General features: G+C 71.3%; 2 protein-coding genes. Both read left to right on the forward strand.

Going from position 1 to position 18,314, the window contains the following annotated elements; all coding sequences use genetic code 11:
* Window positions 1-2 precede the first annotated feature (2 nt).
* The gene (locus tag JMJ55_RS16315; protein WP_202826641.1) at window positions 3-15,275 is read left to right on the forward strand and encodes a two-partner secretion domain-containing protein; all 15,273 of its coding nucleotides are present in this window, start codon (window positions 3-5) and stop codon (window positions 15,273-15,275) included.
* Window positions 15,272-18,307, forward strand: coding sequence for a CHAT domain-containing protein (locus JMJ55_RS16320; protein WP_202826642.1), 3,036 nt, complete (start codon window positions 15,272-15,274; stop codon window positions 18,305-18,307). Before JMJ55_RS16315 ends, JMJ55_RS16320 begins: the two co-directional genes overlap by 4 nt.
* Window positions 18,308-18,314 lie beyond the last annotated feature (7 nt).

Below are 18,314 nucleotides of genomic sequence, written 5' to 3' on the forward strand. Positions count from 1 at the left end.
TGATGGCCGCTTTTGCTTGGACGCGCCCCGGACTGATGCGGGCCTGGCTGCTCGGCACCACCGCGCTGCTGCCGGCGACCGGCGCCCTGGCCCAGAGTGTCGCCCCCAATGCGCTGCCGACCGGCGGGCAGGTCACCGCGGGACGCGCCAGCATTGCGCAATCCGGCACGGCGATGCAGGTGCAGCAGGGCAGCGATCGGGCGGCGATCAACTGGCAGAGCTTCAATATCGGCGCCAAGGCCAGCGTCAATTTCCAGCAGCCGGGCGCCACCTCCTGGACGCTGAACCGCGTCACCGGGCCCGATCCTTCGGTCATCGCCGGGCGGATGACGGCCAATGGCGGCGTCGCGGTTGTCAATCAGTCGGGAGTGGTCTTCGCGCAGGGCGCGCAGGTGAATGTCGGCAGCCTGATCGCCAGCGCGGCCAATATCACCAACGAGAATTTCATGGCCGGCCGGATGGTCTTCGACGGCGCGCCGAAGCCCGGCGCAACGGTCGAGAACCATGGCAGCATCACGGTCGCCGATCGCGGCCTCGCGGCACTGGTCGGGCCGCGCGTGGCCAATTCCGGCACCATCCGCGCCCGGTTGGGCCGCGTTGCACTCCAGGGTGCCGAGACCTATAGCCTCGACCTCGCGGGCGACGGGCTGCTCTCGATCGATGTCACCCAGGCGGTGAAGGCAACGCCGGGCGGCGCGGCGCTGGTGACGAATAGCGGCGTGATCGAGGCCAATGGCGGCTCGGTCCTGATCTCCGCCCATGCGGCCTCGGGCCTGGTCGAGGATCTGGTCCGCAACACCGGCCGCATCAGCGCCAATACCGCGGAGGGCCGCACCGGCCAGGTGGCGCTGCGGGCCGAGGGCGGCGGCGTCCGGGTGGACGGCACCGTCACGGTGACGGGCGGCGCGACGGGGCAGGGCGGGCGAATCGAGCTGCGCGGCAGCAGCGCCACCACCGTGGGCGCCGCGGCACGGGTCAGCGCCTCGGGTGGAACTGGCGGCGGTACGGTGCTGGTCGGCACCACCGGCATCGGCCGCAACCAGCAGATGAGCGCGCGGACCACGCTCGAGGCCGGCGCCCGCATCCGGGCCAATGCGCGCACCAGCGGCCATGGCGGCACCATCGCCGTCAACTCCAGCACCGAGACCACCGCCAGGGGCAGCTTCCAGGCCCGCGGCGGGCGGCAGGGCGGCGATGGCGGGCTGGTGGAGCTGTCGGGGCAGGGTGCTCTGACCATCGCGGCGCAGGTGGATGTCGGGGCCAATGCCGGACGGCGCGGCACCATCCTGCTTGACCCGACCAATATCACGATCGTCGCCGATTCCGATCCCGATGTGCCGGTTGCCGATCCCGGCGCACCGCTGAACACCATCACCGCCACCACCGGTGGCAGCGGCGTTCTCAAGATCCGCGCGTCCGATCTCGACAATGCCGCGGCCACGGTCACGCTGCAGGCGGGCCAGAACATCACCATCAAGACGGCGGTGAATGTCGGGGCGAATACGCTGCAACTCTATGCCGATGGTGCGATCAGCCAGGATAGTTTGGCTACCATCACCGCTGGCAGCCTTGTCATCCGTGCGGCAAACGGACTCGGAGCGGCAGCATCCGCGGATCTGAAGGCCGCGAACCAGGTCGGCTCGCTCGATGCGCTGGTCAGCGGCGCGCTATACTTCAACAATGGCTCCGCCGGGCTCACCATCATCCAGGCGGCTGGCAGCGACGTTACCCTGAAAACCCAAGGGGCACTGGCCTTGGCCGGCGCGGTGGGCGCGGCCGGCGCCTTGGTCACGCTGAACGTTGATGGCGCGATCAGCCAGAGTGTTGGCCTGATCACCGCCGCCACCCTGACCGTGGCCGGGGCGACCGGCGCGGCGCCCAGCAGCGTCATGCTGGACCAAGCCAATGTCGTCGGGACGATGGATGCCAAGTCGGCGGGCAATCTCAGCTTCACCAATGGCGCGACTGCGCTGACGGTCACGCAGGCTGTGACCAGTGGCGACAGCGCGGCGGTGTCGCTGACCAGCGGCAAGGGGATCACCCTGTCCGGCACGGTGGGCGGCAGCGGGTCCGGCACGGTCGCCACCACGGGTGCGGCAGTGACCATCACCTCCAGTGGCAACATCACCCAAAGCGGCACGTCCGTCATCACCGCGGCCTCCGTCAGCGCGACCGCCACGGGCGGGTCCATCAGCCTCGATCGCAGCAGCAACCAGATCGCCGGTCTCACGGCGACTGCGACCGGCGCCGGCAACGGCATCTCTGTCACCTCCGGCATCGCCATGTCGGTCCTGGCGGGCGGCGTCACTGCCGGCAGCGGCGCGACCATCGGGCTGAAGGCGACCGGGATTACGGTCGGGCATGCCATCGGCTTCGCGGCGGCGGACAGCGCCAACCGCATCAACCTCATCGCGGATTCGCTGACGGCCACGGCGGCGATCGATGCCGGGTCCAGCGGGCGGGTGACGATCGCGCCGCTCTCGGCTGACAAAGGCGTGGATATCGGCGGCTCCACTGCCGGCGCGCTGCTGCTGGACACGACGACGCTGGCGCAGGTGACGGCGGAGCGGTTGACCATCGCCGCCACCGGAACCGGGGCAATGACGGTCAGCAGCAACCTAACGTTGGCCAGCAACACGCTGGAACTGACCGCGGGCGGCGACATCACCCAGGCCAGTGGTACTGCGATCACGGTCGGCACCTTGATCGCCAATTCGAGTGGCGGTGCCATCACGCTCGACCAAGCCAATACGGTCGGCACGCTCGACGCGGTGGCGAAGACGGCACTGAGCTTCGGCAATGGCAGCACCGGCCTGATCGTGGCGCAGGCGCTGGGCAGCAGCGTGAAGCTCGTGACGACGGGCGGGATCGATCTGCAGGGCGCGGTCGGCGGGAGCGGGTCCAGCGTTGCGCTGAATGCCGATGGGACGATCAGCCAGACTGCCAGCGGCATTATCACCGCGGATTCCCTGACGATTCGCGACAGTACGGGTAGCGCCGCCACGGCTGGCGCGATCCTGCTCGATACGGCGCAGAATGCGGTCAAGTCGCTCGACCTCGCCTCGACGAGCCTGACCCCCGCCCGCTTCGCCAATGACGCGACGAATCTCATCATCACCGGTTGGACGGCGAATGGCGCCAGGCTGACCACGGGCGGCAAGCTGGCCATCACTGGTGCGCTCGATGCCGGGGCCACCGGCGAGGTGCTCATCCTGGCCGGTGGCGATATCAACCAATCGGGCGCCGGTGTCATCACCGCCGCCACGCTGACCATCAAGGACAAGTCGGGCTCTGGCCCGACCAGCGGGGCGGTCGGGCTCGGCACGCTGGTGAATGCGGTCGGTGAGATCGACATCCAGTCGAGCGCGGCCGTCAACTTCAACAATGGCGGCAACAACCTGCTGCTGACCCGGGCCATCGGCAGCAACATCGCCATCACGGCTGGCACGCTGACGGTGCCGGCAGCCGCCGTCGTCACCGCGGGCATGCTCGGGACGATTTCGCTCCGTGTCGATGGCCTGTTCTGGGGTGGGCTCATCAATGCCGGCACCTCCGGCACGGTCGAGATCGGGCCGCGGACCAGTGCCGCAAGCGTCAGCCTCGGCGCCGGCGGTGCCGGCTCGCTGCAGATCGACCCCGGCAGTTTCGACAGTTCGCGGCTCATCGCCGGCACACTCCGGGTCGGCGAGACGACCATCGGCGGTTCCACCATTCGCGCCAATGGCGTGACGGTCACCGGCATGGTCGCTGCGGATGTCGCCAGCTTGGCAACCGGTCTCGACATCGTCGCCGATGCCGGCAAGGCCATTTCGGTCGAGGCCGCGGTAAACTTGACCGGCCGCGGCGTGAGCTTGCTGACCGATGGGACGGTCAGCCAGACGGCAGCGGGCAAGATCACGGCCTCCGTGCTGACCATCGCGGCTCCGGGCGGCGGCGATGCAGGGGCCATCACGCTCAACGCCGTCGCCAACAAGGTGGGCACCCTCTCGGCACGCTCCTCGGCCGGCATCGGCTTCCTGAACGATACCGCGGCCCTCACCATCGCCCGTGCCACCGGTGGTGGCTTGGCGCCGGTGATCACGATCGAAAACTCCGGCGATATCAGCCTGACCGGCGCGGTCGGGGGCACAGGCGCGACTGTCTCGCTCACCAGCAGTGCCGGCACGATTCAGCAGTCGGGCACCGGCATCATCACCGCGAGCAGCCTGACGGTCTTGGCCAAAACGGCGGTCGGCCTCGGCCTCAACAATACCGTGGCGACGGCAGGGCTGACGGCGGGGACGACTCTCAACTTCGCCTCCACCAGCGCCCTGACCGTGACGGGCGCGGGCGGCACCGAGGTGGTGCTGAGCGCCGCCTCGCTCAACCTCACCGGCGCGGTCGGCGGCACCGGCAGCCTGACTCTCACCTCCACCGCGGGCGATGTGGTCCAGAGTGGTGCCGGCATCATCACCACGCCGCAACTCACCGTCAGCGCTACCTCTGGCGATGTCTCCTTGACGCTGGCGAACAAGGTGGGTCAGGCGGCGATCAGCGCCGCGGGGCGCGATATCGCCTTCGTATCGAGCCTCGATCTCAGCCTCGGCATGGTCAGCGGCAAGACCGTCGTGCTGACCGGCAAGTCACTCACCATAACGGACGCGGTCGGCGGTACCACCAGCCTCGGCCTGACCAGTACGGATGGCGGCATCCTCAGCAGCGGCATCGGCAAGGTATCCTCGGCGAGCCTGACCGCATCGGCGACCGGGGGCGACATCGACCTGCACATGGCCGGCAATGCCGTGACTAGCGCGAGCTTCAGCGCCAGCGGCCATGGCATCCGCTTTGAACAGACGGGCGCGCTGACCGTCACCGGCACCAGCGGCAGCGTGGTCGGCCTCAAGGCGGGCAGCCTCAGCCTCACCGGCGGCCTCACCGCCACCACCAGCCTTGCCTTGACCTCGACCGCCGGCGGCATCAGCCAGACCGCGGCCGGCGTCATCTCCACACCCGTGCTGAGCGCGAGGGCGACGGGTGGCGCCGTGGCGCTTGCCACCGCCAACGACCTCGCCACCGGCAACTCGATCGGCAAGGTCGAAGCAGGTTCCACGACCGGCGGCGTCGCCCTCTTCTCGCGCACCGCCATGGATGTGCATGCGGCGGGCAGCGGCATCGGCGCGGCTATGGGCAGCACCATCGCGCTCATCGGGCCGGACATCACCATCAGCAAGGCGGTCGGCTTCGCCGGCGCCAATGCCGGCAACCTGATCGCTATCTCGGCCGACGCGCTGGCCGCCACGGCGGCCATCAGTGCCGGGACGTCCGGGCGGGTGACGGTCGCGCCGCTCTCCGCCCATTCCGGAGTTGATATCGGCGGTGCGACCGCGGCGGCCTTGAGGCTGAGCGCCGCGACTCTGGGCCAGATCACCGCGGGCCGGCTCATCATCTCGGGCACCGGCTCTTCCGGCCTGGCCCTGAGCACCAATCTGAGCCTGGGCACAGTCGGCACGCTGGAACTGCTCGCCACCACCGGCATCAGCCAGGACAGCGCGACCCATATCGAGGTCGGCAAGCTGACCGCGACCGCGACGGGTGGCGCCATCACGCTCGGCGGCGCCAACCTGATCGGCAGCATCACCGGCAGCACTGCGGATTCCGCCAAAGGCCTGATCGCCGGCGACGCGATCACGCTGACCAATGCGCAGGCAATCGCCCTCGATGCCGCCGTCCTGGCCGGGGCGGGCAAGACCATCGCCATCACGGCCGATGGCATGGTCTTCAATGCCGATGTCGCCACCAGCGGCGGCACGGTGCAGCTGCGTCCCTATAGTGCAGACATATCCGTCGAGCTGGGTGGCAGTACCCTCCTGGGTGCCGTGCACCTGTCCAATGCCAGCCTCGGCCATGTGCAGGCGGCGACGCTCGACATCGCCGCCACCGGCGCCGGCAATGTCCTCGTCTCCGGCGCGGCGGATTTCCGCGCGGCACCGGTGGATGCGGGCAGCGCCGTGGGTGGCGTGCGCGTCTCCAGCCTGACTCTGGCCGGCAGCACGATCAGTGACACGGCGTCGGGTGCGCTGAATATCGGCACGCTGACCGGGACTGCTTCTAGCCAGATCAGCCTGACCAGCGGGCTGCACGCGGTGGATGCGCTGACCGCGACGGCACCCGGCGTCATCAGCTTCGCTGGCAGCCGCAATCTTACGGTCTATGGCGCTGCGGCCGCGGGCGCGGCCCGGGCCAGCAGCGTCAGCCTGATCGCCCCGACGCTGACCCTGGCTGGGCCGGTGCGCGGCACGGTGGTCTCCCTCGGGACGACGGCGCTCGGTGCGGGCATCACCACCTCGGGTGGGCTGGTCGATGCCGGAAGGCTGGTGCTGACGACCAATGGCGGGGATGCGACGCTCGATGCCGCCGGCAATACGATCGACTGGCTGAGCGCTGCGGATCTCCGGCAGACCAGCCCGGCCGGCACTGCCGCCGGGACGCTGACGCTGCGCAGCGCGAACGATCTGGCGCTGGACCGCAATGGCGGCACCGGCATCATCGCCGGCAATATCGATATCGCCGTGGCTGCTGGGAAGGCGATCAAGGCCGGGCCGAGCGGCAATGAGGTGGTGCTGCGGGCGGTCGGCAGTTCGGGCGGCTCCGGCCTGCTGCTGCTCTCGGCCGACAGCATGGCCCTCTCGCCGACAGGCGCGGGCGATATCGCCAATACACTGATCCAAGCCGCGGGTGCCGCCGGACGGGTCGAGCTGCGGCCGGTGACCGCGGCGCGCGGCGCGCAGATCGGCGGCTCCAGCCCGACTTCGGCACTGCTGCTGGCGAGCGATGCGCTCGGCCGCGTCGATGCGGCGCGGCTGGTCATCGGCACGCTCTCGGGCGGCGCAATCGACATCGCCGGGGCGGTCACGATCAACGGGGCCTCGACTACCCTCGACCTGCGCTCTGGCGCGGGCATCAGCCAGCGGTCCGGCGCCACGGTCGGCGTGGCCAGGCTGGCGGCGGTCGCCGGGAGCGGCGCCGGAGATGCCATCGCGCTCGGTGAGGCGAACAGCATCGGCACCATCACCACCAGCCTCGCCCCCGGCCACACCACGGATGGGTTGTCGGCGGGCGGCGATATCCGCATCGCCACCACGGGCACGCTGACGGTGAATGCGCCGATCACGGCCGGTGCCGGCCGGACGCTGACGGTGCAGGCGAATGACCTGGCGCTGAACGCGGCGCTGGGCGGCACCGGCGGCAATCTGCTGGCGCTCAACCTGCTGCCCTATAGCAATAGCCGGGCGGTCGGGCTGGGCACCGATCAGGGCGCGCTGGGCGCCGGCCTCTACCTCAACAGCACCGAGATCGGATTGCTCCATGCCGGGACCGGGACGCTGCGGATCGGCAGCGACGGCAGCGCCGCGCCGACCGCGGGCAATATCACCGTCTATGGCGATGTGCTGCTTACCGGTGGCAGTGCGAGCGCGGCCGTGCTCGACCTGCAAGGCCAGAGCGTGGCCCAGACCGGCGGCAAGGTCGCGGTCGCGACGCTGACCGGCACGGCGACGGCCGGCGATTTCGTGCTCGAGCTGCTGGATGGCGGTGGCCTGGGCGTCAACCTGATTGACAATCTCGGTCGGGTCGGGGCGGGCAATATCACCGCCGTCACCGCCACCGGCGGCAGCGTCCGCATCGCTAGCGGGCATGCGTTGACGGTGCGCGGCGATGTGCTGGCCAGCGCCGCCACGGGCAGCAACACGGCACGAGTGGCGCTGCGCGGCGTGGGCCTGATCATCGGCGATGATACGGCGCCGGCCAAATCGGTTCTGGTGCAGGCGGGGCGAGGTGATGTGACGCTGAATGCCGGCTCAGGCGCTTTTGCCCTGGCGGCCGGCAGCACCATCCGTGCCCAGGATCCGGCCTCCCTCGCGGCCGAAGGCATGGGCGCGGACTTCTACGGCAATATCGGCATCAATGCCGGATCGGCTCTGATCATTGGCACTCTGGACGCCAGCCGCGCCAGTGGCGGGCGTGACATCGGGGTCAGTGCCGAGACGATCAGCCTGACCTCCACGGCCGTGCTGGATGCACGGAACAATGCCTCGCTCGCCAATGTCGGGCTCGGGTCAGGCGGTACCATCGGCACCCTGGCCGGCAGCAGGATTACAGCGGAAGCGACGGTCACCTTGAACGGCAACGGTGATGTTACCCTTGGGGGCAGCATCACCTCCGGGCATGCGCTCACCATCGTCTCCAGTTTCGGCAATGTCGTCCAATCCACGAGCAGCAGCATCACCGCGTCCGGGAACCAGCCTGGCCAGGCCATGGTGATTGCAGCCGGCGACATTCGCGTCAGCGGCAGCATCGACGGCAAGGGAGGCTGGCTCTCCCTGACCTCGGCGGGCGGTGAGATCCGCAATGATGGCACCCTGAAATCCAATACCAGCGTCACCCTGACCGCCAGCGGCAACAGCGGCACCGGCTCCACCGCCGGCAATGGCATCATCACCAATCTCGGCATGATCACCGGCGGCAGCGTCACGCTCGATGCGGCGCGGGCCATCAACAACCTCCAGAGCACTGCCGGCCCGCCAGCCCTGACCGGCCCCGGCATTATCACCGGCACGGATGTCGTGCTGATGGTCGGCACCGCCGGCACCGGCACCAGCCTGACGCTCGGCGCCGGCAGCAGCATCACGGCCAGTGGCGCGCTGACCCTGCGGGCGAAGAGCGGCGATCTGAGCGCGACGGATGCCACGCTCTCGGCCGGCGCCGGGCTCACCATGCGGTCCGATCTGGGCAGCATCACCCAGACTCGCGGCAGCACCAGCGCCGCCGGGGCCGTGCTGCTGGACGCGAAGCAGGCGATCACCGTCACCGGCAATGGTGGCGTCACGCCCATCCTGGGTTCGACCGGCGATACGCTGACGCTGACGGCGGCACAGGGCGCGATTGGTATCACCAATGCGGCCCTGGCGGTCGCGAAGGACGCCAGCCTGACCGCGGGCACCACCCTCGGCTCCGGCGCCGGCATCACCTTCAGCTCCGCGTCGCTCACGGCCGGGACCACGTTGGCGCTCAAGGCGGATGGCGCCGTGGCGCTGACCAACTCGGCCATGTCGGCAGGCGGCGGCCTGACGGTGACGGCGCTGTCCGGCAGCATCGCCCAGATCGATGGCAGCATCACCGGCGGCACCACGACGGCAGGCGATGTGGTGCTGCAAGCGGCCACGGGCATCGCCATCTCGCATGCAGGCGGCACGGCGCCGAGCCTGACCGCGACCCGCAATGCTCTTTCGCTCTCCACCGCGGCCGGCCCGCTGAGCCTGAGCAGCGCGACGCTCTCCGCGCGGACCGCCATTGCACTCCAGGCCGGCACCAGCGGCGGGACGGGCGGCAGGATCGAGATCACGGGCAGCAATCTCGGCATCACCGGGGCGGCGGGCACCGGGGCCGGCATCGCGCTCACCGCCTATCGCGACGGCACCGCAGCCGGCCCCGGCGGCATCGACCTGACCGGAAGCAGCCTCACCGCCGTCACAAGCCTCTCTTCGAGCGCTGGTGGCAGCATCCAGGCGGCGGGCAGCAGCCTGACCGCGGGCGGGGCGATGACCCTCGCGGCCGGCGTCGGTGCCGGCGGCGATCTCGGCCTTGCCGGCAGCACCTTGAACGCCGGGACCGTCCTGACCCTCCAGGCCAGCGACGACGGCAGCAAGACCCTCGGCCATATTGCCCAGACGGTGGGCGGGCGGATCATCGCCCCTGTGCTGACCGGCTTCGCGGGCGGCAGCGTCACCCTCATCAATGGCGTGAGCCTGCCGAATGCGCTGGCGGCGCACGGCTCCGGCAATGCCGTCGGTGCCATCGCCGGCTTCACCGCGGGCGGCGACTTCACCCTGGCCAGCGAGGCCACGCCGCTGCAGGTGACGGGGCTGATCCAGGCCGGCACCAATCGCAGCCTGCGCCTTTTCGCCGACGACTTCGCGCTCACCGCCGATCTCCAGACCAGCGGCGGGATCATCACCCTTTCGCCCTATACGCGGGACGGCAGCATCGCCCTGGTCCTCGGCGGCGCCAGCGGGGCGAGCGCGGCGAATACCATCACTCTCGACAGCGCCGAACTGGCGCTGCTCCAGACCGGTGCCGCCGGCACGCTGCGCTTCGGCCGGGCCGACAATCCGGATCGGCGGAGCGACCTCGCCAGCATCAGCATCGCCGGCAATGTCGATCTCGCGGATTTCCCGACCGGCGCCAATGCGCGCATCGGGCGGTTGGAACTGTTCGGCCGCGGCGCCATCACCGAGGCAACGGGCCGGCTGGTCGTGCCGGTGCTGGCGGCAACCTCCGAGACCGGCGCGATCAGCCTCGATCCAGGCGGCGCGGCGGGCCAGTCGGCCAACCGCATCGGCGGGCTGGCCGGCATCCAGGCGCCGGGCGGCTTCACCTTCCGCAATGGCTCCACGGCTGCCGTCACGGTGGCGGCGGGCAGCGGCACCCCGGGCGATGCCGGATATTCGGCGACCGGCGATGCGATCCTGGTCGGCAGCGGCCAGGGCATCATCCTGCAGACCAACGACCTTGCCATCAGCGCCCCGGTGCGGGCGCCGCTCGGCACCATCGCGGTCCTGCCGGAGACGGTGGGCTACCAGGTCACGCTCGGTGGCAGCGCGGCCGGGACCCTGTCGCTCAACACGGCCGAGCTGGCATTGCTCGGCGGCGGGGCCTCGCTCGATCCGACGGCGGCGAAAATCCTGCGCATCGGCAGCCGCACGGATCTCGCGGCGGCGACGGCCGGGGATATCGTGCTGACGACCGAGGGCGCTGCGCCTTCGGTCAACCTCCAGGGCAATGCGGCGCGCGCCGAGGCGCTGGAGTTGTTCTCCACCGGCTCGGTGCAGGGCAGCAACGGCGCAATCCTCGCAGGTGCGGTGCGTGCTGCGGCGGCTGGCGATGTGCTGCTCGACAATGCCGGCAACAGCTTCCTCGTGAATGCCATCAGCGCCGGCACGGGCCGCACGGTGGCGATCACCCAGGCGGGCAATCTGCGCCTGGCCAATGCCGTGGCGACGATCGGCGGCGTGACGGCAACCGGCGGCATCAGCGCCCCCGGCGGCACGGTGCGGCTGGTTGCCGGTGGCACCATCGCCCAGGACAGCGGCGCGCTGATCTCGACCGGGACGCTGCGCATCGCCTCCGGCGGGACGGTGACGCTGACCGAGGCGAATGATTTCAGCTTCTTCGGCACGACCACCGGTCTGCTCGGCACCGGCATCCAGGGCGGCACGATCCGCGGCCTGGCCTATACCGTCGATGGCACAACATCGATCGCGACCAGCGCGGTGCTCCAGGCAGACCAGGGGCTGTCGGTCACCAGCCTCATCCTCGCCGGCGATGCGCTGACCCTGAAGGCCAGCGCCGGCAAGGTCACACTGACCGGTGCCACGATCGGGGCCGGCGGCGCGCTCGACATCCGCGCCGAGGCAGGGGCGATCACCCAGGGCAGCAGCAGCGTCACCGGCGCTGGGGATGTGCTGCTATCCGCCCGCGACGGCATTTCCCTCTCCAGCGGCGGCACCAATCTGCTGCGCTCGACGGGTGGTGCGCTGAGCCTGCTGAACGCCGCCGGGCCCATCGCCATCATCGGCTTGACCGTCTCGGCCAAGACCGGCCTGACGGTCACGGCGGGGACGGATGGGACCAAGGGCGGCAATCTCTCGGTCACTGGCGCCACCCTCCAGGCCGGCGGCGCCATGACGCTGACCACCGTGCATGGCAGCGGCCCCAGTGGCAGCGCCGGCACGATGGACATCACCGCCAGCACGGCCACGGCCGGGACCAACCTCGCGCTGGCTTCGGGCGGCGCGCTCACCGTGACCTCTTCCACCCTGGAGGCGACCGCGGGCAGCTTCGGCGCCGCGGCCGGGCAGGGGGATATCGCCCTCAAGGCCGGCTCCAAAGTCACCGCCGGCACGAGCCTCGGCGTCACCGCCAGCACCGGCGCGATCCTTCTGAACACCAGCGGTCTCCAGGCGGCCGGGGCGCTGACGCTGCATGCCGCGACCGGCATCTCCGTCTCGCTCGCTGGGCCTTCCATGCCAAGCCTGCGGTCCAGCGGCGGTTCCGTCTCCGTCACCACGGAGACCGGCGATCTTGTCTTCACCAGCGCCACCATCACCGCCGCGACGGATGCCGCGCTGAAGGCGACCACGGGCGCAGTCTCCCTCCTCTCCACGACCCTGCTTGCGACGGGCGGCACGGCGACATCGGAGGCCGGGACCGGGATGACGCTCACGACGTCCAGTCTCGCGGCCGGGCAGGCGCTGGCCGGCACCACCGCAACCGGCGCTATCGCCTTCACCGATTCTACGGTGACTGCCGGGGCGAGCCTCGACCTCACCGCGACTACGGGGGCGATCAGTCAGACCCGGGGCACGGTCAGCGGCGCCGGCGTCGTTACCCTCATGGCGGGCACCGGCATCACCGTGACCAGTGCCGGCGGCGCCGCGCCGGTGTTGCGCTCGACCGGCAGCAGCCTCAGCCTCATGGCAACGGGGGGCGAAATCGCTCTGACCAATGCCGTCCTGTCCTCCGCCACCAATCTCGGCGCGACGGCCTCCGCCAATATCGCCATCGATGGCGGCAGCCTGATCGCGGGCACCACCCTCGGCCTGACCGCGACCACGGGGGGGATCAGCCAGACCCATGGCGCCGTGAGCGGCAGCGGGGCCGTGACCCTGCAGGCGGCGACGGGCATCACCGTCACCAGCGATGGCGGGGCGGCGGCGACGCTCGGCTCGAGCGGCGGCAGCCTCAGCCTCGCCAGCACGGCCGGCGACATTGCGCTGACCGATGCCGTCCTGACGGCCGGCACCACCCTTGGCCTCACCGCGGATACGGGCGCAATCCGCCAGATCCGCGGCCTGGTCAGCGGCGCCGGAGCGGTGACGCTGCAAGCCCGGACCGGCATCACCGTGACCGATACGGGCGGGATTCCGGTGCCTGGCGCGACGACGCCCGCGCTGCGCTCGACCGGCAGCAGCCTCGGCCTGACGGCCGGGTCGGGCAGCATCGCCCTTACCGACGCGACGCTGTCGGCCGCAGCGAGCCTCGGCGCCTCGGCAGGCGGCGCGATCGGTGTCAGCGGCGGCAGCCTCGGCGCCGGCAGCACCCTTGCCTTGAACGCCGGGGGCGGCATCACCCTGGCCAATACCGGGCTGACCGCGGGCACCGACCAGAGCCTGAGCGCCGCCCAGGGGATCAGCGCTACCGCCACGACCCTCACAGCCATCACGGGCAGCCTGAGCGCCAGCACCAGCCAGGGCGCGCTGAACCTGGCCAGCGCAACCCTCGGTGCCGGCAAGGCGATCGGGCTGACCGCCAGCGCCGGGGCGATCGGGGCGACCGGCAGCAGCCTCACGGCCGGAACCACGTTGAGCCTCGCCGCGGCCTCCGGCCTCGCGCTCGGGACCAGCACCCTCGCCAGCGGCGGCGCCATGGCGGCATCGACCAGCAACGGCGCCCTGGCCCTGGCCGATAGCAGCCTCGCGGCCAACGGCACGCTCGGCCTCACGGCCGGGACGGGTGCGGTCAGCCAGATCCGCGGCACCGTCAGCGGCGCCGCGGGTGTGACGATCCGGGCCGGCAGCGGCATCACTGTGACCAATGCCGGCGGCGCCGCGCCCGTGCTGCGCTCGACCGCCGGCGCCATCGCGGCGACCGCCGATACGGGCGATATCGCGCTGAACAATGCCAGCCTCGCCGCTTCCGGTGCCCTGACACTGCAGGCGACGACCGGCGGCGTCACTATCGGCAGCTCTGGCCTGGCCAGCGATGCCTCCGGCAGCATCCTCGCTGGTGCCGCGGTCGGCCTGACGGCGACGACCATCACCGCGACCACGGATCAGGCGTTGACGGCCGGCGGGAGCCTCGCCGCGACGGGCAGCAGCCTGACCGCGGGCCGCGACCTGACGATCGGCGCCGGCACGGGCTTCGCGCTGACCAGCAACAGCCTCAGGGCCGGGCGGAACCTCACGGTCACCACCCGGCTCGGCAATGCGGCGATCACCGATGGCACGCTCTCGGCCGTCGGCACGCTCGGGGTCACGGCGATGGCAGGCGCGGTCACCCAGACCCGCGGCAGCATCATCGGTGTGGGCGATGTCAGCCTCCGCGGCGGCACCGATGTGACGGTGATGGATGCCGGCAGCGGCACCCAGCCGGTGCTGCGCAGCACCAACGGCACGCTCGCCATCACGGCCGGCAGCGGCGCCGTAACCCTGCGCAATGCGCGGCTCGACAGCGCCACCACCCTGGGTCTCGCGGCCGGCAATGGCATCGGGCTGACGGATACGGTGCTGACCACCACCGGCCGCCTGGCGGCGGCGGCGGGGAATGGCAGCCTCGCCGTACTCCGGAGCACCGTCACCAGCACCGCCGGCGATATCGACATGACGGCGGGCGGCACCGGGACCATCACCAGCAGCACCCTGCGCGCGCCCTCGGCCACCGGCACGGTGCGGGTGGTGACCACCGGCGGGCTCACCCTGACGACGCTGACGGTCAATGCCGATACAGCGGATTTCGAGGCCGGCCGCACCGCACCGACCGACCCGCGGAGCTATGGCGCGACCAATGGCAGCGCCGTCCTGACCGCGGATGGCGTCACCGTCACGATCGGCACCAAGATCCTCTTCGCTGGGCCGGGCGGCGTGACCGGGATCGCGCCGACCCTGGTGACGCCACGCGGCACGCCGCTGCCGGCGGTGCTGTTCGACACGCGCATCGCGCCGGGCGCCAACCCGCTGACCATCGTTCAACCCGATACCGCCGGGGTCGTCGCCGCGCAGCAGCCGACCCAGGTCCGCAGCGCGCCGGGTGCGCAATCGCCTGGCGCCTTCGGCCTGCCCAACCAGACCACCGCGGCGGGAACGGTGAATATCAACGTCAATGCCGGCCAGTCCGCCGTCTTCCTGCTGGTGGATGGCGGCAGCGTGCTCGGCACCATCAATGCCGGCCGGCTGGCGATCCATGGCGCCGGCGGCGGAATGTCGCTCTTCGGCACGCTGGGTGGCTCGCAGGGGGCCGAGGCGGCACGCTTCGCCGATATCACCCGGCCGATCGACGCCAACTCGCTGCAGCGCTACCGGATCAATGCTTGCGTCGTGAGCTCGATCAACTGCGTGGTGCCGCCCTCGATCCAGCTCATCCCGCCGCGGCCGAGCGACCGGGCGCAGTTCTCGATCGAAAACAACCGCCTCAACACCTCGGATGTGCTGATCCCGAACGTGGCCGAGGAAATCGACCAATGAGCCCCCGCATCATGGCCCGGCCCCTTCTGATCCTGCTGCCGCTCCTGGCCCTCGCGGCTTGTGCCAGGCCGCCGGAGAGCGCCTATGTCGCGGCCACGGCGACCACTGGCCCGGGCGACCCGGCCGGGAAGGACGCCAAGGGCGAGGATTGCATTGCCCAGCGCGGCACCGCCCTGCCATCCGACCTGCCGATTGCCCGCAGCCGCGAGGTTTATTGCGGCGGCTGGACCCAACCGGCGGCGCGCGTGGTGCAGTTGCGCGGCCCGGGCGATGCGGCGCAGCTCGATGCGCTGGCCTCGGGCGGGCTGTGGCGCACCTGGCTCGACCAACGCGTCACCTGCGCGGCGCCACAGGCGACGACGCTGTCGGGTGGCATCCCCGCCCGGCTCCTGGCCTGCACCCGCAAGAATGGCGGCTGGCCGCATGTCGCGCTGGTCGCCGCCGGCCCCGGCGGGCCGGTCGTGGCCGATGGCGTCGCCACGGCGACCCCGGTGATGGAAGGCCTGGCCGCCGGCCAGACCAGCGCCGCCGGCCCCGGCCAGGCCCGCTCGGCCGCGCTCGAGATCGCGGTGCGCCGGATGGCGGCCGAGGCTTTCAGCGCCAACGATGTCGGCCGCTACGAAGAGCTGATGAATGTCGGGCGGGAGCTGAACCAGGCGGAGAATTTCGCCGCCGCGGAGGATGCCTATCGCGCTGCCCTGGCCTTGCAGGAGCGCGTCCTCGGGCGCGACAACCCCGATACGGTGACGGCGCTGATGCATCTGGCACTGAACCTGTCCAATCAGGGCCGGGTGCAGGAAGCAGGGGCGCTTTTCGCCCGCGCCTCGACGCTCGCCACCCGCGCCGCCGATCCGGTCGCCACGGCCCGGCTGGCGCATTATCAGGCGCTCTCGCTGCTCCAGGAGGGGCAGGAGGAGGCCGGTCTGGCTCGGCTCCGGGATGCAGAAGCGCGCTATGCCGCGCTGATCCCGCCGAGCATGCTGCAAGGGAATGCCAGTGGCGGCGGGGTGGTCACCGATCCGGCCGCGGTTTCCGCCATGCTCGGCCTGTCCGAGGTGCGGCGCTATCTGGGCCGTGCGCTCGCCCGCAATAGCGAGGAGCGGGCGGCGGCGCCGGCGCTGATCGCCGATAGCCGCCGGCTGCTGCGCCAGACCGGGTTGGAATCCGGCCTGCTCGTCGCCCGCTCGCTGCGGACCGAAGCGGGCGCCTCCGCCTTGCTCGGCCGTGAGGACGCCGCGTCGCGGCAGCTCGAGGCGGCAGCCCGGCGCTTCGCCATCGCCGCGCCGGGTGAACGGCCAGAGGCCGTGACCCTCTTCCTGACCGGGGCAGGGCGGGCCGCGGCCGGGCGCCGCGCCGATGCCCTGGCAGCCTTCCGCGCCGGCGCCGACATCCTGCGCGCTCGGCAGATCGCGCTGCCGATCAATCTCGTGCTGCCCTATCTGGACGTGCTGGATGCCGAGGCGACGGCAAGCCCGACCAATGCGCCGGCGCTGCGGAAGGAAGCCTTCGCCGCCGCCCAGCTCGCCCAGCGCAGCAACACGGTGCGCTTCGTGCAGCAGGCCAGCGCCCGCATCGGTGCCGCCGGTGGCGATGCCCGCGTCGCCGAGGCGGTGCGCAAGCTGCAGGATGCCGACCAGGCGCTGCGCGCCCTGTTTGCCGAACGCGATGCTGGCGCCGCACCCGGCCTCGATGCCCGGATCGCCGCGGCGCAGCAGGCCCGCGCCGAGGCGGAAAGCACCGTCGCCGCGGCCGCGCCGGGCTATCGCCAGCTGCTCCTGAGCGCGGTCGATGCCGATGCGGTCGCCGTGGCCCTGGCGCCGCAGGAGGCGCTGGTCACCATGCTGCTCGGCCGCGACCATGGCTGGGTGCTGCTGGTGCGTGGCGGCGCCGTGCAGGCGGCGCGGCTCAATCTCGGCGAAGTCGAGGCGGCGCGGCTGGTCAATACGCTTCGCGCCGGCGTGGTCGATCCCGGCGGCCGGCCCGGCCGCTTCGACCCTGCGCCCGCCCAGGCCCTCTATGCCGCGCTGCTGGCGCCGCTCGCCTCGGCGCTGGAGGGAGCCGAGACCCTGGTGGTGGTGCCGGACGGGCCGCTGCTCGGCATTCCTTTCGGCCTGCTGCTGACCGGCCCGGCCGATCCCAATGCGCTCGGCGCCGCGCCCTGGCTGATCCGCCGGCATGCGGTGGTGCATGTGCCCTCGCCTCAGACCCTGGTGACGCTGCGCGGCGCCGGTCCGGGCTCCACCGCGCCGCTTGCCTATGCCGGCTTCGGCGATTTCAACCCGCCGAACCAGGCGCAGCTGGTGCGCAGCTTCCCGGTGGATCGCTGCGCCGCCGATGCGCGGCTGGCCTCCGGACTGGTGCGACTGCCGGGCACAAGGATCGAGGTGCAGGAGGCGCAGCGTCTGACCGGAGCGCGGCCGCAGGACATCCGGCTCGGCGCCGAATTCACCGCCGCCGCCTTGCGGGCCGCCGATCTCGGCCAGCGCCGGATCATCCATTTGGCGACCCATGCGCTGCTGCCGGGGGAGCTGTCCTGCCTGCAGGAACCCTCGATCGTCGTCTCGCCCCAGGCCGGCGCGGCGGATGCGAATTCCGCCTTCGTCAAGGCGAGCGACCTGCTCGGCCTCAAGCTCAATGCCGATCTCATCATCCTCTCGGCCTGCAATACCGGCGGGCCGGGCGGGGCAGGGGGCGGCGAGGCGCTGTCGGGCCTGGCCCGCGCCTTCTTCTATGCCGGCGCGCGCGGGCTGATGGTGACGCACTGGGCGGTGGATGATGCCGCGGCGGCGCTGACGGTTGCCGACTCGCTCCGCCGGCAACAGGGCGGAGCGTCCTCGGCCACCTCGCTGCGCGGTGCACAGCTCCTGCTGCTGGATGAGGCGGGGAAGCGGCTGCCGGATATCTTCGGCCATCCCTTCTTTTGGGCGCCCTTCGCGCTGATCGGCGATGGACGGCGGGCGGCGCCGGCCAGGACGGCCGCGCTGGACGCTTCGGTGCAAACAGCCGCAGCGCAATCCGCGCCCAGGATGTAGGATAGAG

The sequence above is a fragment of the Belnapia mucosa genome, from assembly GCF_016775475.1.
Classification (GTDB): Bacteria; Pseudomonadota; Alphaproteobacteria; order Acetobacterales; family Acetobacteraceae; genus Belnapia; species Belnapia mucosa.